Source organism: Sphingorhabdus sp. (genome assembly GCF_044239005.1).
Lineage (GTDB): Bacteria > Pseudomonadota > Alphaproteobacteria > Sphingomonadales > Sphingomonadaceae > Sphingorhabdus_B.
In genome coordinates this window covers 1-22,030 of record NZ_JBIICH010000020.1, presented here as the reverse complement: position 1 = coordinate 22,030, position 22,030 = coordinate 1, and the positions used below count along the sequence as shown (strand labels likewise).

The 22,030-nt window shown below is 55.9% G+C and carries 19 protein-coding genes; 12 read left to right on the top strand and 7 right to left on the bottom strand.

Annotated elements, in window-relative coordinates; genetic code table 11:
• Positions 1–168 precede the first annotated feature (168 nt).
• On the top strand, positions 169–459 hold the full coding sequence (gene rpmB, locus ACILQA_RS03045) for a 50S ribosomal protein L28 (RefSeq protein WP_125230549.1): 291 nt from the start codon (positions 169–171) through the stop codon (positions 457–459).
• 28 nt (positions 460–487) lie between these two features.
• Here the strand turns inward: rpmB and ACILQA_RS03040 are convergent, their stop codons facing one another.
• Complete coding sequence (locus tag ACILQA_RS03040; protein WP_395628360.1) at positions 488–1,513, bottom strand: esterase-like activity of phytase family protein; 1,026 nt, start codon at positions 1,511–1,513, stop codon at positions 488–490.
• A 163-nt stretch (positions 1,514–1,676) separates the two neighbouring features.
• Here ACILQA_RS03040 and ACILQA_RS03035 point away from each other — a divergent pair, with 163 nt between their 5' ends.
• Both ACILQA_RS03035 and ACILQA_RS03030 read left to right on the top strand, forming a co-directional pair.
• Complete coding sequence (locus ACILQA_RS03035) at positions 1,677–2,054, top strand: glycine zipper 2TM domain-containing protein (RefSeq protein ID WP_395628359.1); 378 nt, start codon at positions 1,677–1,679, stop codon at positions 2,052–2,054.
• Positions 2,055–2,221: 167 nt separating this feature from the next.
• Positions 2,222–5,191 carry an L-glutamate gamma-semialdehyde dehydrogenase gene (locus ACILQA_RS03030; protein WP_395628358.1) on the top strand — a complete coding sequence of 990 codons (2,970 nt, stop codon included), beginning with the start codon at positions 2,222–2,224 and terminating at the stop codon, positions 5,189–5,191.
• 9 nt (positions 5,192–5,200) lie between these two features.
• Here ACILQA_RS03030 and ACILQA_RS03025 read toward each other — a convergent pair whose 3' ends face one another.
• Positions 5,201–5,410, bottom strand: a complete 210-nt coding sequence (locus ACILQA_RS03025; protein WP_395628357.1) for a hypothetical protein — start codon at positions 5,408–5,410, stop codon at positions 5,201–5,203.
• Between the two features lie 177 nt (positions 5,411–5,587).
• Between ACILQA_RS03025 and ACILQA_RS03020 the strand changes: the two genes are divergently transcribed.
• Positions 5,588–5,773, top strand: coding sequence for a hypothetical protein (locus tag ACILQA_RS03020; protein WP_395628356.1), 186 nt, complete (start codon positions 5,588–5,590; stop codon positions 5,771–5,773).
• Positions 5,774–5,784: 11 nt separating this feature from the next.
• Complete coding sequence (locus ACILQA_RS03015; protein WP_395628355.1) at positions 5,785–7,107, top strand: PQQ-dependent sugar dehydrogenase; 1,323 nt, start codon at positions 5,785–5,787, stop codon at positions 7,105–7,107.
• A gap of 9 nt (positions 7,108–7,116) precedes the next feature.
• Here ACILQA_RS03015 and ACILQA_RS03010 read toward each other — a convergent pair whose 3' ends face one another.
• Positions 7,117–7,929, bottom strand: a complete 813-nt coding sequence (locus tag ACILQA_RS03010; RefSeq protein ID WP_395628354.1) for an ATP-binding protein — start codon at positions 7,927–7,929, stop codon at positions 7,117–7,119.
• Positions 7,926–9,662 carry an acyl-CoA dehydrogenase gene (locus tag ACILQA_RS03005; RefSeq protein ID WP_395628353.1) on the bottom strand — a complete coding sequence of 579 codons (1,737 nt, stop codon included), beginning with the start codon at positions 9,660–9,662 and terminating at the stop codon, positions 7,926–7,928. Before ACILQA_RS03005 ends, ACILQA_RS03010 begins: the two co-directional genes overlap by 4 nt.
• A 51-nt stretch (positions 9,663–9,713) precedes the next feature.
• Between ACILQA_RS03005 and ACILQA_RS03000 the strand changes: the two genes are divergently transcribed.
• From ACILQA_RS03000 to ACILQA_RS02970, 7 genes are all read left to right on the top strand, one after another.
• Positions 9,714–10,673 (top strand): L-threonylcarbamoyladenylate synthase, encoded by a 960-nt coding sequence (locus ACILQA_RS03000; RefSeq protein ID WP_395628352.1) that lies wholly within the window; start codon positions 9,714–9,716, stop codon positions 10,671–10,673.
• A 97-nt stretch (positions 10,674–10,770) separates the two neighbouring features.
• Complete coding sequence (locus ACILQA_RS02995; protein ID WP_395628351.1) at positions 10,771–11,853, top strand: efflux RND transporter periplasmic adaptor subunit; 1,083 nt, start codon at positions 10,771–10,773, stop codon at positions 11,851–11,853.
• Positions 11,854–11,856: 3 nt separating this feature from the next.
• Entirely contained in the window at positions 11,857–14,925 is a 3,069-nt protein-coding gene (locus tag ACILQA_RS02990; protein ID WP_395628350.1) for an efflux RND transporter permease subunit, read from the top strand.
• Positions 14,926–14,929: 4 nt separating this feature from the next.
• Complete coding sequence (msrA, locus tag ACILQA_RS02985) at positions 14,930–15,469, top strand: peptide-methionine (S)-S-oxide reductase MsrA (RefSeq protein ID WP_395628349.1); 540 nt, start codon at positions 14,930–14,932, stop codon at positions 15,467–15,469.
• Positions 15,470–15,500: 31 nt separating this feature from the next.
• Positions 15,501–16,370 carry a UTP--glucose-1-phosphate uridylyltransferase GalU gene (galU, locus tag ACILQA_RS02980; protein WP_395628348.1) on the top strand — a complete coding sequence of 290 codons (870 nt, stop codon included), beginning with the start codon at positions 15,501–15,503 and terminating at the stop codon, positions 16,368–16,370.
• Positions 16,371–16,401: 31 nt separating this feature from the next.
• Positions 16,402–16,707 (top strand): hypothetical protein, encoded by a 306-nt coding sequence (locus tag ACILQA_RS02975; protein ID WP_395628347.1) that lies wholly within the window; start codon positions 16,402–16,404, stop codon positions 16,705–16,707.
• A gap of 179 nt (positions 16,708–16,886) precedes the next feature.
• Complete coding sequence (locus ACILQA_RS02970) at positions 16,887–19,001, top strand: outer membrane beta-barrel protein (RefSeq protein ID WP_395628346.1); 2,115 nt, start codon at positions 16,887–16,889, stop codon at positions 18,999–19,001.
• On the opposite strand, the gene ACILQA_RS02965 is transcribed toward ACILQA_RS02970, so the two are convergent.
• From ACILQA_RS02965 to ACILQA_RS02955, 3 genes are all read right to left on the bottom strand, one after another.
• A complete protein-coding gene (locus ACILQA_RS02965) occupies positions 19,002–20,252 on the bottom strand; it encodes an ABC transporter permease (protein WP_395628345.1) in 1,251 nt (416 codons plus the stop codon).
• Complete coding sequence (locus ACILQA_RS02960; protein WP_395628344.1) at positions 20,249–20,962, bottom strand: ABC transporter ATP-binding protein; 714 nt, start codon at positions 20,960–20,962, stop codon at positions 20,249–20,251. The genes ACILQA_RS02965 and ACILQA_RS02960 overlap by 4 nt, the downstream gene beginning before the upstream one ends.
• Positions 20,943–22,030, bottom strand: a 1,088-nt coding sequence (locus tag ACILQA_RS02955) for an efflux RND transporter periplasmic adaptor subunit (protein ID WP_395628343.1), incomplete at its 5' end; no start/stop codon positions are given. The genes ACILQA_RS02960 and ACILQA_RS02955, both read right to left, overlap by 20 nt.

Here is a 22,030-nt window from a genome sequence, read left to right as displayed (position 1 = left end):
GCTTCGTTCATCATTTCGCGGGCTTTGGACAAGGGCATGTTATTTTGCTAGCGTAGATTACTGCTTTTGACCACACATCGGCTTGACCTTTTCGGTGTGGAGCGTTAGGGGCAGCGACTTTCGCGGGACAGTGATTCCGCATACACTTTTTTATACAGGACATACATCATGGCGCGCATCTGCGAACTCACCGGTAAAGGCCGTCTGGTCGGCAACAATGTGAGCCACGCCAACAACAAAACCAAGCGTACATTCCTGCCTAACCTGCAGAATGTCACTTTGTTGTCGGATGCCCTTGAGCAGGGCTACAAGTTCCGCGTTTCGACCCACGGTCTGCGTTCGGTTGAGCATGTTGGCGGTCTCGACAACTGGTTGTTGAAGACTTCGGACGAGAAGCTCTCGACAAACGCGCGCAAGGTGAAAAAAGAAATCGCCAAGAAGCAAAAAGCTGCGGCGTAAGCCTGGCGGCTGCGTTTGCAGCCTTTAGCTAAAGCGAATCAAAGCCGGGGGCAGAAACTGCCTCCGGTTTTTTCTTGTCCGGGGCAGAGGGCAGCCGGAACTTCATCAATATCGTCCGTTGAAAAATGCTGAAATTATTGTCGGAAATAAGCCAAAGGTAAACCCGCGGCCCCTCGGTTGTGACCGCAATGCCTTCCAGATTGTCGACCAACAACGGAGAAGCCAGTGAAGCGATTACCGTTCCCGCTGCGACCGCGCTTGTGCCGATGTCATTTGGGTTGAACAGCGATACTTTCGCGGAAAAGCCCTGCGGAAATCCAATCGAACGATTGACCAATGCGATTCGTCCGTCGGGTAACTCCGCGCCGTCCGTGACGCGATAGCCCGTGGGCGGACGAAAGCGGAACTGGGTGATGTTGCTACCCCGCTCAACTGGGTCGCCGGAAAACAGGAGGGCAGGGTGCGTCCCGTCGTCTACGCTTTCGGCGATAATGATGAACTGGCCGTCCTTAAGCCGGATCAGGCTTTCTGCGCCTTTATTCTTTGGCCAGTTCTGCATGGCCGCTGGGCGCACAATGCCAGTAGAATGCGCAAAGGAACCGGAATAGCGCCGAATGGCGTGATGCGCCTCAAAGCTTACCCAAAACTGATCGCTGTCGGGGTCATAGGCAATGCCTTCGCTGTCGCGATCCTTATAGTTGGTCTCTGGTCCGTTTAAGTTAGGGAGCGGCGCGATAAACGGCCGATTTGTGCTGGCATGATTTGTAAGTCCAAATCCAATTATCGTGCCTGCATCGCCTATGCCAACGAAACGGCCATCCTTGAGTGCCGTAAGCGCGGAAATTCCGCCGAAGTCGTCATTCCGGCTGCGCAGTTCCCATGCCGCTATAAACTCCAGTTCCCCCACCTTGCGCATTGCCGGATTGTCCGGATTGAGCGTTAGGGGCTTGAGCGTGATATCTTGGCTGTCACTTGGATAAATCGTCCGGACGCCGCCGACAGCGACACATGCGAGTCCGATGCCCAGCGCAAGACGCTTAATCTTCGGTGGCATAAAACTCCCAAGCGCGTTCATCATTAAGGGCTGAATATGAACGAGTGATAACAGACACATTCAGCATTCGGTCAATCGCGCATGTTCATAAGGCAATTATTGGCAAAGCAAATCGCCGAATTGCCCAATGCGGGCCGAACCTGAAACCAACGGAGTATCGAACGTGAGAAATTTGAAAAAAAGCATCGGTGCGCTGGTACTTGCAGCTACGGCCGTAACCGGATTTTCCGCCACACCAGCTTTGGCCCGCCATGGCAATGATGATGGCTATTACAGCCGCGGTGACCGTTATGACCGCGATGACCGTCGCGAATATCGTCGTGGTGACCGCTATTATCGCAACAATGCCTACCGCGGCGATGCGCGTTGCGACAAGGGTACGGGCGGCACCCTCATCGGTGCAGTTGCAGGCGGTCTGCTTGGGAACGAAATCTCCCGTCGTGGTAACAAAACCGAAGGCAGCATCATTGGTGCAGCCGTCGGGGCCTTGGCTGGCCGTGCAATCGACAAGTCGGACAGCAATTGCCGCCGCTACCGTTAAAATCTCAGCCTTTCGTCCGGATGTGATCCCTGAACCTCATTCACATCCGGGCGGAACCCAATGTCAGCTATGAGCCTGAATCCAATGCGCCAGCCTTCACCCGAGGGCTGGCTTTTTCGTTTCAACTGAAACTTGTCTGCCTGCGCTTTATCCGGCAAAGCGCCGCAATGACTTCATCACTCGAATCCGCACGAACCGCCATCCGGCCCTTTCATCGCAGGTCTGAACCAGAAGTGCTCGCGCCATTGGTGGTCGCCGCTGCTGTCGATGGCACCGCGCGCGCCGAAGTTGTACGCACCGCGCGGACCCTGCTGGCCGATTTGCGCCAGGTGCAAGCCGATGGGTGGGTGAACCAGTTCCTGCAGGAATATCGTCTCGGAACGGAGGAGGGCACGGCGCTCCTTTCGCTTGCGGAGGCGTTTTTGCGTGTGCCCGATCCCCAGACGGCTGATCTGTTGATTGCCGACAAGCTGACCGAAGCGGAATGGGGCAATCATAAGGGGCAGTCATCGAGCTTGCTGGTGAACAGCGCAACTTGGGGGCTTGTCCTCGGCAAAGCCGTTCTGGGTGACAGCACAAGCACGTTGAAGCGCCTGATTGCAAAGGCAGGCGAGCCATTTGTGCGTCAGGCCGTTGGCGCGGCGATGCGGCTCATGGGCCAAGTCTTCGTGATGGGCCGCGATATTGACGAAGCCATCAAGCGGATGGAATCAAAAGACAACCGTGGCTTCACCGCCAGTTTCGATATGCTTGGGGAAGCTGCGCGAACCAAAAATGACGCAGAACGATATTTCGAATCCTACGCGGCGGCCATCGCAGCCGTCGGTCGCAATGCGGCGCGCGGGCATAGCGTATCTGTAAAGCTGTCGGCGCTGCACCCGCGATACGAAACCGCGCAGAGTGCAACATGCGTTCCAGAATTGGCCGATATGATCACGCAATTGGCGCGTTCTGCTGCCTCGCTTGGCGTGCAGCTCACCATTGATGCCGAAGAAGCCGCGCGACTGGAAATGAGCTTAGATATTATTGAGCGCGTCGCCCGTGATCGTGCACTGCGCGGCTGGGATGGCTTAGGCATGGCGGTGCAAGCCTATTCCAAACGCGCCCGCCCCGTCATCGCATGGGCCAATGCATTGGGCAATGACACATCACGCATCATGCAAGTGCGCCTCGTCAAAGGTGCCTATTGGGACAGCGAGATCAAACATGCGCAGGAACGCGGACTAACCGACTTCCCATTGTTTACCCGCAAGCCCGCAACCGATGTGTCCTACCTTGCGTGCGCCAAAGATATGTTTGAAGCCGCCAAAATTCGCCCGGCATTTGCAACGCATAACGCGCTTACCGTCGCGACGATTTTGCAATGGGCGGGGAACAATCGCGATTTCGAATTTCAACGCCTGCATGGAATGGGCGAGGGACTGTTTGAGCGTCTTGTGCGCGAAGAGGGCTATCAATGCCGCACCTACGCGCCGGTAGGCGGACATCGCGACTTGCTCGCCTATCTGGTCCGCAGACTGCTGGAAAATGGCGCAAACAGCAGTTTCGTCCACCAACTGGCGGATCAATCCATCAGTGAGGATGAACTGCTCGCCGATCCGGTAGAGAAAATCATGGCGGTTGGCGGCACAGGGCACCCAGCGATCGCTGCGCCTGCGGATCTGTTTCAGCCAGAACGGACGAATAGCCTTGGCATTGACCTTGATGATGCGGTGATTTTGCAAGAAACTGCAGCGGACATCGCGCGCCCGGTACCATTGGGCAACCAGACAACAGCTTCACCAGAAGGTGCTGTCACGGCGGCGCTTGCCGCCTATCCGGAATGGTCAAATATCCCATTGGACGAACGCGCGGACTGTCTGGAACGACTGGCCGACCTGCTTGAGACAAACCGCAGCCGTTTAATGGCTGTTTTGGTGCAAGAGGCGCGCAAGACGATCCCCGACGCGCTCTCCGAAGTGCGCGAGGCGATTGATTTTTGCCGTTATTATGCTGCGCGCGCACGTGCCGATTTGTGCGCGGTGGAATTGCCCGGCCCGACGGGCGAACGAAATGTTCTGCGGCACGAAGGCAGGGGTGTCTGGGTCGCCATCGCACCATGGAATTTCCCGCTAGCGATATTTTTGGGACAAGTGGCGGCAGCATTGGTCACAGGCAACACCGTGGTCGCGAAGCCTGCCCCGCAAACACCCGCCATTGGGCAATTCGCAGTGGCGCTGGCACATGAAGCCGGCGTTCCCGAAGATGTGCTGCAGATTGTTACCGGCGGTGGCGACGTTGGCGCGGCCCTGACCGCCGATGTCCGCATTTCTGGCGTGGTGTTTACTGGGTCCGTTCCCACGGCAAAGGCCATTGCGCGCAATTTGCTCGCTGATGATGCGCGACCATTGGTGCCGCTAATTGCCGAAACGGGTGGCTTGAACGCCATGATCGTCGATTCCACGGCTTTGTCCGAGCAAGTCGTTCGCGATATCATCATCTCTGGCTTTCAATCGGCGGGCCAGCGTTGTTCGGCGTTGCGGTTATTGCTTCTGCAGGAAGATATCGCAGAACATACGCTTGAGATGCTGCGCGGCGCGATGGACACGTTGAACGTTGGCGATCCCGCTGATCCCTCGACCGACATCGGACCTGTCATTGATCGGGATTCTTATGACAAGCTGATGGCCTATCGTGCCGAGGTGAAGGACAGAATAGTTCATGAGATAGACGTTCCAGCGCAAGGCCTGTTTGTGCCGCCAACCGTTATCCGTCTGGACAATCTGGACGATCTGAACCGCGAATGGTTTGGCCCATTGGTGCATGTTGCAACATGGAAGGCTGGAGAGCTGGAGGCGACAGTCGCGCGGGTGAATGCCAAGGGATTTGGTCTGACGATGGGGCTGCACAGCCGGATTGCGGGCAGCAGTGCATTGGTCGAAAACCTTGCCCGCGTAGGCAATCTGTACATCAACCGGTCGATGATTGGCGCCGTGGTGGGCAGCCAGCCATTTGGCGGTGAAGGCTTATCAGGCACTGGTCCCAAAGCCGGCGGACCGCATTATTTGTACCGCTTCTGCGCTGAACGGACGACATCTGTCGATACAACAAGCGCGGGTGGTAACGCATCGTTGCTGTCGCTTGAGGACGATAGCTGACTTTCACCGTCAGTGAATGGTCCCCAAAGTTGTACGCGCGCTCAGCATGATGATGAGGCGTTCGATCTGGCGCCAGCGGCAGTAATGCAGATGATTGCCAACATTACGGCTCTTTATCGCGCGTTCGGCGGCTTCGATGCCAGCTTTGGGACCGAATGTGTCCATTAACGTCGTGGCTTCAGCGACGTCCCGCGGTTCGACGTAGAGCGGCAGATACATACAGACAGTGGCTTTCGATGGTTGTTTTGGGGCGCAGACAGGCCTGGGAGGATTGGCCCATCTGCAACGCCTTATTACAAATTGCGTGTCGCGTTTCCGTCAAAGCAATTGGTTAGCGCAAATTAAGCATGAACATCGGGCTTGCTAGGCTGCGGCACTTGGTGGCAAAGAGCGATTATGTCTGAAACACAAAACAATCAGCCCCGCCTTGCTGGCGGCATTTTCGTCGCTCTCGGTTTATTAATCGGCGCTATTTTAGGTGTGGCATGGGATCAACCGTCCGCCGGATTAGTTATCGGTATGGCTGTCGGCAGCATGATCGCGGTGGCGATATGGTTGTTTGATCGTAAACGAAGCACATAAGGGTCAGAAAAATGTGGAAGCATGTTCGCAACATTATGTTGATATTCATTGCGTTGGCGCTTGCTGGCGTATGGTACATTACGCGCCCTGACTTTGCGCAATTGCCGTTGGATGCAGTGACCGGGCCTAAGCCCAATATCACTGAGGGCCGCGAACAGATTTTCCCGACCATTAAGGTTGCCGAGGTTGACCGCTGGAAAGCCGGCGAAGCACCAACGGCTGCGCCGGGTCTGATTGTCGAGCGCTTTGCAGAAAGCCTGGACCATCCCCGCAACATGTATGTCTTGCCCAATGGTGATGTTCTCGTCGCTGAAGCAAATTCGCCGCCGCGAGACGTTGGCGGTATTGAGGGGTTCGTCATGAAATGGCTTATGGACAAGGCTGGCGCGGGTGTGCCGTCTGCCAACCGCATCACATTGCTGCGCGACGCCGATGGAGATGGCAAGGCGGAGTTGAAAACACCGTTCCTGACTGGCCTGAACTCGCCATTTGGCATGGTGCTGATCGGCGACACTTTGTATGTTGCGAACACCGATGGATTGATGGCCTTTCCATACAAGACAGGCGACACCAATATTACTGCGAAGGGCAAAGAGCTTACAAAGTTGAATGCCAAGGCACCAAACAACCATTGGACGCGCAACCTTGCTGCATCGCCCGATGGAAAGAAGATTTACATTTCGGTCGGGTCAAACAGCAACATTGCTGAACATGGGATAGAATCCGAAAATGGCCGCGCGATGGTGTTCGAATATGACATCGCGAAGGACAAGAAAATTCCATATGCGATCGGTTTGCGTAACCCTGTTGGCCTCGATTGGGATAACCGCGGACGCCTGTGGACGGTGGTCAACGAACGCGACATGCTTGGTTCGGATATGGTGCCCGATTATCTTGCCCTTGTGGAATTTGGTGCCGATTATGGTTGGCCGCAGCATTATTGGGGCGGCTTTACCGATCACCGCGTTTCACCACCGAAACCGGAAAAGCGGGAATATGAACGCCGCCCTGACTACGCCTTGGGTGCGCACACGGCCCCCTTGGGCCTTGCTTTTGGCTATAAGGGTAAATTGGGCGCTGGACTGACCGATGGCGCGTTTGTTGCGCGTCATGGCTCTTGGAACCGCAAGCCTGTGTCTGGTTATGATGTCATCTTCGTGCCCTTTCCAAAAGGCGAGCCCGTAGGAAAGCCGGTCAACATTTTGACTGGGTTCCTGGACAAAGACGGCAAAGCGCAGGGACGGCCAACGATGGTTGTGATCGCAAAGGACGGTTCGCTTTTGGTCAGCGACGATGTCGGCAATATTGTTTGGCGGGTTCGGGCGAAAAGCTAGGGGCAGGACCTAGATCCGTCGTCCCGCGCGGCCGGCAAGTTCTATTGTGTAATGCCATGCTATGCGGCCCGACCGGCCGCCACGGCTTTGCGCGAAACTTAAGGCATCGGCCTCGTCCCAATCGAGGTCGAAATGCGCCGCGTAGCTGCCAACCATTTTTAAATAGGCATCCTGATCGGGATATTGAAAACCGAGCTTAAGGCCAAACCGGTCCGCCAGCGCCAGGCTATCATCGATGGCATCGCGTCCGCCCGTATCCGGATCCGTCCCATTTTCTCTTTCGACGATGTTCCGGCGGTTGGACGTCACGCACAAGCGGACATTGTTCGGGCGGGCTTCAACGCCGCCTTCCAGCAGCGACCGCAACAGGCGTGCGCTTTGGTCATTGGGCTCGAAAGAGATATCGTCCACGAACAATAGATATCGGCGGCCTGATGCGGCAAGCTCGTCGAATAATGCAGGCATGCTGGTGATTTGGTTCGCCGCCGCCTCGACAAGCGCGATGAAAAAGCCTTCTTCTTGCAACGCCGCGACCACCGATTTGACGAGGGCAGATTTCCCCATGCCGCGCGCACCCCACAAAAGGACATCATGCGCTGCAGCGCCCGAAGCATGCCGCCTGCTGTTTTCGATCAGGTCGGCTTTTTGCCGGTCGATACCAACGATAAGGTCAAGTGGCAGTGGCTTAAAATCATGTACCGGCGCCAATGCCGTGCCGTTCCAATGATAGGCCGGATGGGACGATAGGTCCGTCGGTGGTGCTGGCGGCGGTGATAGCCGCTCCAGCGCCTCAGCAATGCGTTTGAGCGTGTGGTCGTTCAAGCCGCCAAATCCTCAGCATCCAATGCGTAGAGCAAGTCGGCACCGGCCATCGCGCTGCCTTTGAACGCAAAGGCTTCGGGAACCATGACGTCCAGATAATAACGGCAGGCGACAATCTTCGCCTTCAAGAACGGACTTGTATCTCCGGCGTCAATTTCTGTTTGTGCCGCCCGCAACTGCTTCAGCATCATCCACCCTGCGGTCACGATGGACATCATGTTGGTGTAGGCGTAACTGCCTGCGAGACGGTCATCCACGCTTGCGTTCAACATATATTCGGTCACTTCAGTGCAGGCCGCGCTCAATGCCGAAAGACCCGGCTGGTCGCTGGCGTCTTGGGAAATGGCCGCGAGATGATTCCGAATGACATCGCTCCCTTGCATCGCGAGTTTACGCCCCACAAGATCGGCGGCCTGAATGCCGTTGGTTCCTTCGTAAATCGCGGCAATACGGATATCGCGATAAAATTGGGCTGCGCCGGTTTCCTCAACAAAGCCCATCCCGCCATGTACCTGAATACCCAGAGAGGCGATCTCGCTGCCCATGTCGGTGCCGTAGGTCTTGGCCAGAGGGGTCAGCAGATCAACCATCTCCTGCGCTCCAGCTTCGCCCAGCGTGGCGCGGTCAACATAGCCGGAGGCCAGATAGAGCAAGGCGCGTATTGCTTGCGTGCCCGCTTTCATACGCAGCAGCATGCGGCGGACATCGGGATGCTCGACAATCGCAACGGACTCGCGCGAGGGTCCGCTTGCTTTGGCCGATTGAACCCGTTCACGGGCAAACCAGATAGCTTTCTGCGTTGCGGCTTCGGCAATTTGAACGCCTTGCAAGCCTACATTTAGCCGCGCGTTATTCATCATCGTGAACATCGCACGCATGCCGCCGAATTCAGGGCCGATCAGTTCGCCAACGCATTCACCCTCTTCGCCAAACGCGAGAACGCATGTTGGGGAGGCATTAATGCCCATCTTATGTTCGATCGATACGACCTTGATATCATTCGCTTTGCTGAAGCTGCCATCTTCGGCAACCTGATATTTCGGGACCAGAAACAGCGAGATACCCTTGGTTCCAGCGGGGCCATCCGGCGTGCGGGCCAGCACGAGATGGACGATGTTTTCGGCCATATCATGATCACCAAAGCTGATATATATTTTGGTGCCTTTGATTTGGTAGGTGCCATCGCCGCGCGGTGTCGCGGTCGATTTAAGTGCGCCGACATCGGAACCTGCCTGTGGCTCTGTTAGGTTCATCGTGCCTGACCATTCGCCGATTGATAGTTTGGGCAGGAACAGTTGTTTTTGCCGGTCTGACCCATGATGGTTGATGGCTTCGATCGCGCCAACCGACAAGATCGGGCACAAGGCAAATGCCATGTTCGCAGCGCCCAAGGAATCCAGCGCAACGGTCGCCATCGAAAATGGTAGGCCCTGGCCACCGAACGCCGACGGTGCGTTTATCGAGCCCCAGCCATTGGCGACATAGGCTTTGTATGCGGCTACAAAACCTTCGGGCATGACGACTTTGCCATCTTTCAAACGCGCACCAACGGTGTCGCCGATCCGGTTGAGTGGCGCAAATTCGTCCTCGGCAAAGGCGCCAATGCCTTCAACAATTGCTTGCACCATATCGGGGGTGGCATCGGCGAAGCGGTCATGTTGCGACAAGGCTTCGATACCTACGATATGCTTCAGGACAAATGCTTGTTCAGTAACGGGTGCAGAAAAGGCCATGATCAATAAAAAATCCTGTTAAATCGTGTCGACCAAGGCCTATAGCCGCGAATGATGTTTGGCTCAAATACCTTGGGGAATGGCTGGGTACTGCCCGCTGATGACGCCGCAATAACGGCGGCGATGGAGCTTTTGCGGTCGGGTCAAATCGTCGCGATTCCCACTGAGACGGTCTATGGCCTCGCGGCGGATGCGAGCAATGCCGATGCGGTTGCCAAGATATATGCGGCAAAGGGGCGTCCGGACTTTAATCCGTTGATTGTGCATGTTGCCGATCAATCCGCCGCCGAAAACTTGGCTGATTTCAGCCCGATGGCACATCAACTGGCACAGGCATTTTGGCCGGGGCCGCTGACGCTGGTGCTACCTCTGCGGCCTGACGCCGACATTGCTGGTGCCGTCACTGCCGGGTTGCCGACCATTGCATTACGCTGCCCCGCCCATCCCGTCATGCAGGCGCTGCTTAAAAAAACCGGCCTGAACATTGCTGCACCGTCCGCCAATAAAAGCGGGGGCATAAGCCCGACCCGTGCCGAACATGTGCTTGCGGGGCTTGGCGGTGCGGTTCCGATGATCTTGGATGGGGGGCCTTGTGCTGCAGGACTCGAATCCACGATTGTTGCGGTGCGCGAGCATGGTTGGCAGATTTTGAGGCCGGGACCAGTCACCGCGGCGCAGATTGAGCGCGTTCTGGGGACGAGCCCCTTGACGGCGTCCGGCGATAATATTGAAGCGCCCGGGCAATTGGCGAGCCATTATGCACCGTCAAAGGCTGTGCGCTTAAACGCGATCCAACCAGAGCCGGGCGAGTGGCATATCGGGTTCGGGGCAGTTGAGGGCAATGATAATTTGTCCGCGTCAGGAGACCTAGCACAGGCCGCAGCCAATTTATTTGACGCGCTACACAGGGCCGATGCGAGCGCCGCATTATCCATATCGGTCGCGCCGATACCGCACGAAGGGATTGGCGTCGCGATTAACGACCGGCTGCAACGGGCATCTATCCTGTGAAATGCGCTGTAGGCATCCTGTTGAGCCCGTCGAACTAGAAAAATAAGTTGCATATCAAAATGCTATTTCATCCCAGCGCGCTCTCGCCTATCGAGTGATGTATAGCAGTGCAGGGGAGAGCAAATTGCTTACATCGAAGAGATTTTTGATTGGGCTTTTGCCGATCGTTGCACTTGCCGGCTGTGGTGAGGCATCGGACAGCAAAAAAGCTGCGGTCGAAACAGCACAGGTTGTACGCGTGTTCACCGTGGAAAAGGAAAGCCTTCAGCGTGAAATTAGCGCGGTGGGAACGGTGCGGTATCGGCGCGAAACGCCGCTTGGCTTCACCACCCCTGGAAAAGTGGCCGTTGTTCGCTTTGAAGAAGGTGATTTTGTAAAGCGCGGCGCATTATTGTCGGCGTTGGATTCCACGATTGTTGGCGCTGACGTAAGCGTGTCGGTCGCTGAACGAGACCGTGCGCGCGCCGAGTTTGATCGCGTGCGTTCGCTATATGCCGATGGTTGGATAACCAAAGCGCGTTTCGAAGCGGCGGACGCTGCGGTAAAAGCCGCCGATGCCCGCGTCCGGCAGGCTGGCTTTGCGCGCAGCACAGCGCAGCTTTATGCGCCATCAAGCGGCGTCGTCCTGCAGCGCAACGTCCAACCAGGACAAGTTATCGCCGCAGGTATGCCAGCGCTTATTTTGGGTGAAGCCGATGAAGGCTTTGTCTTTCGCGTGCCCATCGTCGACCGTGACGCGTCAAAATTGCGCGTGGGCATGACGGCGGACATCATGATCGATTCCGCGGGCGACGGGCCTGTTTCGGCCACCATTTCGGAAATCGATGGACGCGCGAATGAGGCAACGGGCGCGTTCACCGTGCAATTCCGGTTACCCTCGCGCGCAAACTTGCGTTCGGGGCAAATTGGAACGGCCAATATTAAGCTGCCTGCCATGGAAAGCGGCGACCTGCTGCAGATTCCAGCTACCGCATTGTTCGGTGTCCGCACCGGAGAAGGCCTTGTCTATGTTGTCGCAAAAAACAATCGCGTCGAAACGCGCAATGTCGCGATTGAACGTGTCTCTGACACATTCGTTACTGTATCGGGTGGCATAAAGCCAGGTGACAAGATCGTGACGTCGGGGTTGGAAAAACTGCGAACGGGGTCGCCTGTCCGCATTATTGCGACGCAGCCTTAACACATGCATATCGCCGAAATCGCCATCCGCCGGTGGCAATTAACCTTAGTCCTTTTTACGCTGCTGTGCGCGCTTGGATTCTCCGCATTCCAACAGGTGCCGCGCGCGGTTGATCCGCATTTTTCGATGCCCATCGTGTCCATCGTCGCTGTGCAGCCAGGGGCTGACGCAGAGGAAATAGAGCAGACGATTACCAAGCCAATCGAAGAGCTGGTTCAGGGTCTGGAAGACGTTCAAAGCGTGAATTCGACGAGCAGCGATGGCAACGCCGTCATTCGGGTGGAATTCGACTGGTCAGGCGACCCTGACCAATATTTCAACGATACCGTCCGTGAAGTGACGGCCATCCGCAGCCAACTTCCGGCTGATCTGCAAAAGCTGCAGTTCGAGAAAATTCGAACGACGAATTCATCCATTTTGCAAATCGCGTTGCTGAGCGAGACGGCCAGTTGGTACCGCATGGAAAAATATGCGCGGGATATCAGCGAAGCACTTGGGCGTTACAAAGAAGTCCGGCAGTCCGAAATTTATGGGCTGCCTCAACCCGAAATAAGCGTCGCCATCAACTCGGGACGTTTGGCTGAGCTTCGTATTCCCGCAAGCGCCGTGGTTGACGCAATCCGTCTGGCCGGGGCTGATGTTCCAGCAGGCGCCGTCACCAGTGGCGCACGCCGTTTTAACATCGAAGCAGGGGGCGCGTTTCGCGACCTTGATCGCATACGCAATTTGCCCATCCGGACCAATGATGGAACCTTATTGCGCGTCGACGATGTTGCAGACATTAAAATGGGATCGGCGGAACAGCGCGTAAAGGTCAGTCACAATGGCCAACGCGGGGTATTCATTACGGCCAACCAAAAACAGGGCACAGACGCGACCAAGCTTCGTAACCGGTTAATCCAAGAGCTTGAGATTCAAAAGAAGCTGCTTCCGCCCGATATAAAGGCTGTTGTTGAATTTGATCAAAGCCGGGATATTCGCAAGCGTCTTCAGGAACTTGCGCGCGACTTTACCCTTGCGTTGTTTTTGGTGCTGATCACGTTGCTGCCATTGGGCTGGCGCGCGTCGGTGATTGTGATGATATCGATTCCGCTGTCGGTTGCTTCGGGATTGCTGGCGATTTCGGCATATGGATTTAACCTTAGCCAGCTTGTGGTCGCGGGTTTTATTCTGACGCTTGGCTTGTTGGTGGATGACTCGATTGTCGTTGTCGAAAACATCGCCCGGCATCTTCGGATGGGCAAAGGCCGGAACCAAGCGGCCATCGATGGTACCAAAGAAATCACCATGGCCGTCTTGGGATCAACGGGTGTTTTGGTGTTTGCCTTCCTTCCGCTGTTCTTTTTGCCGGAGGGGGCGGGCAAATTCACCCAGAGCTTTATCGCGACAATTGTGTCGACGATTACCGCCTCGATGCTCGTATCGCTTACAATTGTACCGTTCCTTGCCAGTCGTATCTTGAAGCGCGATGATCATGAAGGCGGCAATCCGTTACTTCAGTGGCTGATGCTAAAGATCGACAGATTTTATCACCCGATGCTGCATTGGGCGCTGGATAGACCGCGGCGTTCGGTGTGGGGCGCCCTTGCGGTCACCTGCGCGGCATTTCTCTTCATCCCATTGCTCGGTTTCAGCCTGTTTCCAAATGCGGACACATCCTATTTCCGCGTCACGGTGGAAGCGGAACAAGGCGCGAGCATTGCAGAGACCGGCCGCATCGTTCGGCAAGTTTCGGCGATTTTGAAGACCGAGCCCGCGATTAAAGTCCGGGCCGAAAATGTTGGCGCATATAATCCACCTGTCTTTTACAATGTTTTCCAACGCGGCGAAAACCCAACCCATGGCGAAGTATTGGCTATCATGGACAATTGGGAGGGATCCAAATCCCGCGCAATGGTCGATCGGCTGCGTAAGAAATTCGACGAGATATCCGGCGCGCGTATCAAGCTGGTATTGTTCCAAAACGGAGCGCCGATAAACGCGCCTGTGGAATTTAGGGTATATGGGCCCGACCAAGACGAGCTCAAGCGTATCGCTGCCAAAATGGAATTGGTGCTGCGCGAAACGCCGGGGGCACGAGACATTAACAATCCAGTCGCTTTTGACCGCATTGACCTTGATATCCGGGTCGATGACGCAAAAGCGGCTCTGCTGGAGGTACCCGCAGGCGCCGCACGCCGCGCGGTCCGACTGGCCATCAGCGGTGAACGTGCCGGCACATTCAGGGACGAAGAGGGCGACAGCTATCCCATCATCGTGCGGCACCCGCTTACCGATACCCAGCCCATATCGGCGCTGGAATCGATCTATGTGTCCAACCGAAGCGGGCAGGCCGTTTCGTTGGCGGAAATTTCCAATCCGACGTTGGAATCCACACCGGCTGCAATCTACCGCTATAATCTGCAACGTAATGTCAGCGTCACGGCGCAGGTGTCCGACGGTGCGGTCATTTCAAAGGTGAACCTGGACGCGCAGAAGAAGATGGACGCCATTCCCCTTAAGCCGGGATACAGCATTGCGGTCGGCGGTGAGGCGGAAAAAATCAACGAAACATTCGCCGGTTTTGGCCCGGTCGTCATCGTTGCCCTATTTAGCATCTTTGCCATTCTGGTGGCCGAATTTGGCCGGTTCAAAGAGGCATTGGTTGTCGCGGGCGTTATCCCGTTGGGCACATTCGGTGGCCTCATCGCGCTTCTTGTTACTGGCAACAACCTTTCATTCTTGGCCGTGATTGGCTTTATAGCGCTCATCGGGATTGAAATTAAAAACTCGATCCTGCTGGTCGATTTCACCAGCCAATTGCGCGCCAGCGGCTATGCCCTGCGTGAGGCGATTGAAAAGGCGGGAGAGGTGCGGTTCCTTCCGGTGTTGCTGACATCGGTAACGGCCATTGGCGGGCTTATGCCGCTCGCACTTTTTGGCGGTAGCCTTTACGGGCCACTGGCGATCGTATTGATCGGGGGGTTGATTTCTTCGACTGTGCTATCACGTATCGTCACGCCCGCCATGTATTTGCTGGTCGTCCGCGGGGATGTCGCGAAGGCACCAGATTCCATTCAAGTTCAAGGATAAGCACATGTCACATGATGAAGCGATTTTCGCCGGCGGTTGTTTCTGGTGCACGGAGGCTGTTTTTGGCCAGTTGGGTGGGGTGCACAGCGTACAAAGCGGATATATTGGTGGGACGACGGTTGATCCCACATATAAAGAGGTTTGCGGCGGTCAAACGGGGCATGCCGAAGCCATCCGCATTGCCTTTGACGCCGAAGTCATCAGCTACGCCGATTTGCTGGAGATATTTTTTGCGACGCACGATCCGACGCAATTAAACCGTCAGGGGAATGACATCGGAACGCAATATCGCTCGGCAATTTTCCCGTTGAATGATGACCAACGTGCCGCCGCTGAAGCCGGCATTGCGAAAGCTGCGGCGGACTGGCCAGCGCCTATAGTCACTTCGATTGAAGGGCCTGCGACTTGGTATCCAGCCGAAGATTATCATCAGGAATATTGGGAAGGTGAAGGCCAGCGTAACGCATATTGCCTGGCTGTCATTCCGCCCAAGCTAGCGAAGCTGAAAAAGGGATTTGCCGAACGGCTGGCTCACTCCGCATAGACAATGCAGATTGGCGCGTTAAGTATAGGTCATGACATATAAACCTGTTCGAAAAGCTATATTCCCCGTCGCGGGTCTCGGCACCCGCTTTTTGCCAGCGACGAAGGCCATTCCGAAAGAAATGCTGCCGATAGTCGACAGTCCGCTCATCCAATATGCGGTTGATGAGGCGCGTGAAGCGGGTATCGAGCAGATGATATTCGTGACGGGGCGTTGTAAGAGCGCCATTGAAGACCATTTCGATATTGCGTTCGAACTTGAGCACACAATGGCGGCGCGTGGCAAAGACACATCGGTGTTGGCGAGCTCACGCCTGACACCCGGCAACTGCGTGTATGTTCGGCAACAGGAACCACTGGGACTTGGGCACGCCATCTGGTGCGCGCGCGACATCATTGGTGACGAGCCCTTCGCCATATTCCTTCCCGATGAATTTATGCATGGCTCGCCGGGATGTATGAAGCAGATGGTCGACGCGTATCAGAACATTGGCGGCAATGTTATCAGCGTGCTTGAAGTGCCGCGCCATGCTGTATCCAGCTATGGCGTTATTGCCCCCGGCGAGGCGCGCGGCGCGATTACGGAGGTGCTTGGCCTGGTTGAAAAGCCAAAGGTTGAGGACGCGCCATCGAACCTGATCGTTTCGGGGCGTTACATCCTTCAGCCCGAAGTGATGCATATTTTGGAAGGCCAAGAAAAAGGCGCTGGTGGCGAGATCCAGTTGACCGATGCCATGGCGCAGATGCTCGGCAAGCAACCTTTCCATGCCGTCACATTTGACGGAAATCGTTATGACTGCGGATCAAAAGTAGGTTACATCGAAGCCAACTTGGCTGTAGCGTTGCAAAGAGCTGATATGGCAGACGAAGTTCGCGCAATTGCTATCAATTTGTTAAAATAGGCCTGTTGCGCGAGATATTGGGGGGTTCGAAATGCGTTTGATTGTTTGTGCTTTGCTGTGTGTGCTCCTCCAAGGATGCGTTGCTTCGATCGTGTCCAATGTTACGAACGCACCGATGAAAGCCGTTTCAAAGACGTTAGATGTTTTGACGACCAGTCAATCGGAAGCTGATGAAAAACGCGGCCGTGAAATGCGTAAACGCGACGAAGCTCTTGGTAAGCTCAGCCGTAAACGTGCCAAGGAGAATAAACGCTGTGCCGACGGTGATCGAGGCGCTTGCAAAAAGGCAGCGGACCTGAGCGAACAGATTGAGCGGGAAAAGAATCGCGCGCGGTAAGCGTATTTGTCTGCCAACCGGTAATGGCTGTCGACCAACAGCCAATTTGCATCAAAACTTTGTATCTCGTCGATTGCTAAGCTTTTTGGTCGAACGCAGCTTTCGCCCAAGCGTAGCCGTCCGTTAAGGCACCGGCATCGACCGATGGGGAATATGCCCGCTGGTCTCGTGGAGGGTTAATGCGCGTTTTTGAACTACGTCTGGCACTGTTGACGTCGGCTATGGCTGCGATGGCTTTACCGTCTCAAGCTGTTGCCAATGACAGCGGCGCAAATGCCGAGGCATCTTCCGTTCGGGCCGGTAGCCGGAAATTCCCACCCGATTTTTTCACCACCTACGCTCCCGTCACCGCGCTCGACATGGTGAAGCGCATCCCGGGATTTTCCATCAGTGAAGGCGAAGGGCGTCGTGGCTTTGGCGAAAATGCCGGCAATGTTCTGATCGATGGAGATCGGCCATCCACAAAGTCCGATGACGTGTGGACGATGCTGTCCCGGATTCCGGCAAGTCAGGTCGAATATATTGCGTTGTCAGAGCAGGCCGGCGCGGACACCGAAGCGCAGGGGCAAGGGCAAGTCATAAATATCGTCCGTAAGCGGACTGCAAAGGTCAGCGGCACCTATGAAGGGACGATCATCGCTGGAACCCGCTATGGGTTCCAGCCATCATTGAACGCGTCGGCAACGCTGCGGCGGGGCGAAACAAGCTATGAACTGAACCTGTCATCTTATTCTGAACGGGTCTACGGATTTGGCCCCGAAGATTTTAAGACGGGTTCGGCTGTCTTGCTGGAACGGCGCTTTTACAATGGCAAAGGCGGCCATGACCAAGCGGCCCTTGGTGGCGCCATCAAAACCAAATTGGGCGACAGCAAGGTGAACCTTAACGGCCAAGTGCGTTGGGATGACAGTTTCGACATTCGGGAGGCGGATTATTTCAATGGCTCCGGCGTGGACACCGCTGATGAGCTGTTACTGCGCGGCGGCCCCGTTAGCGACATAAGCTATGAAGTCGGCGGTGACATTGAATTTTCCGCCGTGCCGAAGACGAACACCAAAATTGTCGCGCTCTATCGATCAGGGCACGAAAGCGCCTATAGTAGCATCGAAATCGCCCGCATGGGGCAGCCGGTGACTTTGTTTGAAACGCGCAGCCGCAACACGCCCACAGAGGCTGTTGTACGCATCCAGAATGACTGGAGTGGGGTGAGGAGGCACGCAGTCCAATTCGGCGCTGAGATCGCTTATAATCGCCTTGATGCACGTTTCAGCGTCGCCAATTCGGTCGCAGGTGCGGTGACCAGTTTCCCGGCATCAGATGTCCTCGTTCAAGAAACGCGGTTTGAACCATTTGTCAGTGACGTATGGACGCTTGGTCCATCCTGGAAAGTTGAAGCAGGCGCCATTGCAGAATTTTCCAAACTGACATTGTCAGGCGACAGTATAGCGGAGCGGCGCTTTCAATTTATCAAGCCCCGTGCCATTGCGACGTGGACAATCAATCCGCAAACCACTTTGGAATTGCGCGCCGAGCGTCAGGTTGCGCAGTTGAACTTCAATGAGTTTGCGACGTCGGTCGATGTGACCGTCGGCAATCAGGTGGATGCTGGCAATGCAGACCTTGTGCCGGAAAAAACAACGACTTTTTCGGGTCTCATCCGTCACAAGTTTCTGGAACGCGGCAGCATTCAGTTTCGTGGTGATTATCAGTTGGTCGACGACACCGAAGATCTTGTGCCCATCACTGTCCGTGACAGCAATGGAGCCATCACTGCGCAATTTGACGGCACCGGGAACATCGGCAAAAGCAAGCGATGGAATGCCGAGTTGGAGATAACATTACCGCTGGATTGGCTGACACAGCCCATTGGAATCGCGGGCATCGAAGCCAAATATATTGGCCATTATCACGGGAGCAAAGTGACTGATCCCGTCACGGGTCTGCACCGTCGCATGTCCCACCGTCCATTGTGGCACCAACAATGGGATATTCGTTATGACATGGCCGACCTTGGCCTTGTCTACGGCGCATCCTTCAGTGTGCAGGAACCGAATTACGCATATTTCTTTAACGAGATCAGGCGCCAGCATGAGGGCACGCGATCGACGCTATTTATCGAATATAGCAAGTTCAGCCTAGGGACACTGCGTTTCCAAGTGACCGACATGGCGGGTTTCCATCGTGACCGGTTTATTTATGCCGGTACGCGGGCGTCGGGAGAGCTCGATCAGATCGTGAACCGGAAACGCACCCTCGATCCGCTGCTTCAATTGACGTTGTCAGGTAAATTCTGATTATTCGCTGCGCAACGCTTCAATCGGTGAGAGGCGTGATGCCCGGATAGCGGGATAGCCGCCAAATAGGATGCCGATAACTGCGGAAAACGCGACGGACATCAACGCCGTGTCCAGCCCGACAGGGGCAGGAAAGTCGGCCACTTGCTGAAAAATGGCTGCAGCAAGGATCGCCAAGGTTAGGCCGATAGCACCGCCGATAACGCACAGCACAGCGGCTTCAACCAAGAACTGGTTACGGATATCGCTGCGCTTTGCCCCCAATGCCATGCGAAGGCCGATTTCGCGTGTGCGTTCGGTAACGCTGACCAGCATGATGTTCATGATACCGATCCCGCCCACCAGCAACGATATGGATGCTATCGCGACCAAAACGGCCTGAAAAATTTGCGTCACTTGACCGGTCGTCTCGGCGATTTCCGTTGTTGTGCGCACAGTGAACGGACTAATTCTTCCTTTGGGTACGCGGTAGCGGTCGCGTAACATGCGTTTGATGTCCTGCTGCCCCGTGAGCAGTGAATCTTCATCCTCGAAACCGACGAACAGCAGCGTCACATCGTCCGGCCCCTGCATCGCGGTCGTCTGCAGCCGCTGGCGCAACGTCGTGATGGGCACGACAATTTGGTCGTCATTGTCATTACCCAGATTGCTGCCCTTGCTCTCGAGCAAACCGATGACCTTAAATGGAACGCGATTGATGCGCACGGTTTCGCCCACAGGATTTGCATCTGCGAACAGCTTGTCAGCTACCGTCTGTCCGATCACAACAACACGTGCAGCCGCACCGACATCGCCATCGGTGAGGAAACGGCCTTCGGACGCGGTGACGTTGGACACAATGCCATATTCAGGTGTGGCGCCAGTCGCTTGTGTGGTGGCGCTGCGGCCCGGCGTGACCAGTTGGACGCTGCTGCGGATTTGGGGTGCGACAGCGCTCACGCCCGATACCTGACGTAAAATAGCGCGGCCGTCGCGCTCGGTTAAGCGGCCGCGGTCTGTGGAGCGCGGCGGGCCGCTGCCGCTGTCGGGCTGCGGCACGACGATGGCCATATTTGAACCTAATGTCGCGATCTGCTGCGTTACGGAAACCTGTGCGCCATTGCCCACCGCGACCGCCAAGATGACGGAGAACACACCAATCATCACGCCAAGCGTGGTGAGGATTGAGCGCATCAGATTGGTGCGCAGCGCCGTCATCGCAATTGCAATATTGACGCCCCAGCCAGCAATCGAGTTCAGCAGCTTATTCATCCGGCGGCCGCACGGCGACGCGATTTGACCGCAGCGTCTTCGATAACGCGCCCGTCGCGAAAGACGATGCGTCGTTCGGCATATTCGGCAATGTCCGGTTCGTGCGTGACGACGATGAGCGTGATGCCTTCGTCGTTGAGTTTCTGGAAAATACCCATGATATCGAGCGATGTCTGGGTATCCAGCGCGCCTGTTGGTTCGTCAGCGAGCAGCATGAGGGGGTCGGTGACGAGCGCGCGGGCAATGGCAACGCGCTGTTGCTGGCCACCCGACAGCTTGGCAGGGGTGTTCTGCAAACGGTTACCAAGTCCCATCGCCTCAAGCTTCGCCTGCGCACGTTCCCGGCGTTCGGTATAGCCAAGGCCCGCGTAAATGAGCGGCACCGCCACATTGTCCAGCGCGCTTGTGCGGGCGAGCAGGTTGAACTGTTGAAACACAAAGCCAATTTTGCGGTTGCGAATTTCAGCCAATGCGTCGCTGTCGAGCGTTTTGGTATCAATACCGTCGAGTAACAAGGTTCCGGACGTTGGGACATCCAGACAACCGATCATATTCATGAACGTCGATTTGCCCGAGCCGCTGGCACCCATAATCGCAACGAACTCGCCACGTTTTATGCTCAGCGAAACGCCGTTGACGGCGTGCAGAACCTCGCCGCCGATCACATAATCTTTTACCAGATCATGCGTTTCAAGAAGCGGCGCTGTCATCTTCGTCCGCATTGTCGTCGGTTTGGACCTTCGGCTTCAGGGATTTTGTCCGGATGAGAACTTTGTCTCCCGCTTTGATGCCCGAAGTCACTTCCGTATAATCGTCACCTTGTAGGCCGATTTGGACCTGTTTCCGGACCGGTCGATACAGATCGCTTCCCGCCAGATACAATGTCGGCTGGGGTGTTTCCTTTTTTGCAGGCGCGCCTGGCTTTTCTTCTTTCGGTTCGCCCCGGTCGGCCAATTTGGGACGGAAGCGAAGCGCGTTGGTTGGCACGCGTAACACATTCGCCTTTGCGCCAGTGATGATTTCTACATTCGCGGTCATTCCGGGCAGCAATTTTCCATCTGTATTGTCCACGTCGATGATGACGAGGTAGCTGACCACATTTTGCGTTTCCACCGGCGCTTTGCGGACCTGCCGGACTTTGGCGCGGAATATATCATTGGGGTAACTGTCGACGGTGAAGGTTACATCTTGGCCTTCGATAATCTGGCCGATGTCTGCTTCGTCAACCGATGCCTCAACCTGCATCTTGGTGGTGTCGGCCGCGATTTCGAACAGGTTCGGGGTCTGGAAACTGGCAGCGACGGTGGTGCCGGGTTCAACAAGTTTATTGATGATAACGCCACTGGCAGGGGCGACAATAACGGTGCGGTTCAGATCGAGCCGTGCTGAGGACAGCTCCGCCGTGCCTTGGCTGATCTGTGCATTGCCGCTTTGCGTTTGCGCCAGTGCAACCTGCAAGGCGTTGCGCGCGCTGTTAAGCTTGCTTTGCGCGATGTCGAGGCCTGCCTTTGAAACAAAGCCGCGTTCGGCGAGCGCACGTTGCCGCGCAAAATCACGTTCCTGTATCTCAAGCTCAGACCGCGCACGGGCGACATTCGCAACCGTTTGCTGCAAACCGGCGCGGGCAAGTGCGACTTGCGCTTCAGACTGTTGCACGCGCGCACGCACGCGGGTTGAGTCGATCTCGGCGAGGACTTGGCCTGCCTTAACCGGCGAATTGAAATCGACGTAGACTTTGGTGACTTGGCCCGACACCTCGGTACCGACCTTGATTGTGT

Bases quoted from the DNA above. Each gene is read 5' to 3' on its own strand.
- rpmB (WP_125230549.1), top strand. From the start codon at position 169: ATGGCGCGCATCTGCGAACTCACCGGTAAAGGCCGTCTGGTCGGCAAC.
- ACILQA_RS03040 (WP_395628360.1), bottom strand. From the start codon at position 1,513: ATGCCACCGAAGATTAAGCGTCTTGCGCTGGGCATCGGACTCGCATGT.
- ACILQA_RS02975 (WP_395628347.1), top strand. From the start codon at position 16,402: ATGCGTTTGATTGTTTGTGCTTTGCTGTGTGTGCTCCTCCAAGGATGC.
- galU (WP_395628348.1), top strand. From the start codon at position 15,501: ATGACATATAAACCTGTTCGAAAAGCTATATTCCCCGTCGCGGGTCTC.
- msrA (WP_395628349.1), top strand. From the start codon at position 14,930: ATGTCACATGATGAAGCGATTTTCGCCGGCGGTTGTTTCTGGTGCACG.
- ACILQA_RS03015 (WP_395628355.1), top strand. From the start codon at position 5,785: ATGTGGAAGCATGTTCGCAACATTATGTTGATATTCATTGCGTTGGCG.
- ACILQA_RS02970 (WP_395628346.1), top strand. From the start codon at position 16,887: ATGCGCGTTTTTGAACTACGTCTGGCACTGTTGACGTCGGCTATGGCT.
- ACILQA_RS02990 (WP_395628350.1), top strand. From the start codon at position 11,857: ATGCATATCGCCGAAATCGCCATCCGCCGGTGGCAATTAACCTTAGTC.
- ACILQA_RS03005 (WP_395628353.1), bottom strand. From the start codon at position 9,662: ATGGCCTTTTCTGCACCCGTTACTGAACAAGCATTTGTCCTGAAGCAT.
- ACILQA_RS02960 (WP_395628344.1), bottom strand. From the start codon at position 20,962: ATGACAGCGCCGCTTCTTGAAACGCATGATCTGGTAAAAGATTATGTG.
- ACILQA_RS03000 (WP_395628352.1), top strand. From the start codon at position 9,714: ATGATGTTTGGCTCAAATACCTTGGGGAATGGCTGGGTACTGCCCGCT.
- ACILQA_RS02965 (WP_395628345.1), bottom strand. From the start codon at position 20,252: ATGAATAAGCTGCTGAACTCGATTGCTGGCTGGGGCGTCAATATTGCA.
- ACILQA_RS03030 (WP_395628358.1), top strand. From the start codon at position 2,222: ATGACTTCATCACTCGAATCCGCACGAACCGCCATCCGGCCCTTTCAT.
- ACILQA_RS02995 (WP_395628351.1), top strand. From the start codon at position 10,771: ATGTATAGCAGTGCAGGGGAGAGCAAATTGCTTACATCGAAGAGATTT.
- ACILQA_RS03020 (WP_395628356.1), top strand. From the start codon at position 5,588: ATGTCTGAAACACAAAACAATCAGCCCCGCCTTGCTGGCGGCATTTTC.
- ACILQA_RS03025 (WP_395628357.1), bottom strand. From the start codon at position 5,410: ATGTATCTGCCGCTCTACGTCGAACCGCGGGACGTCGCTGAAGCCACG.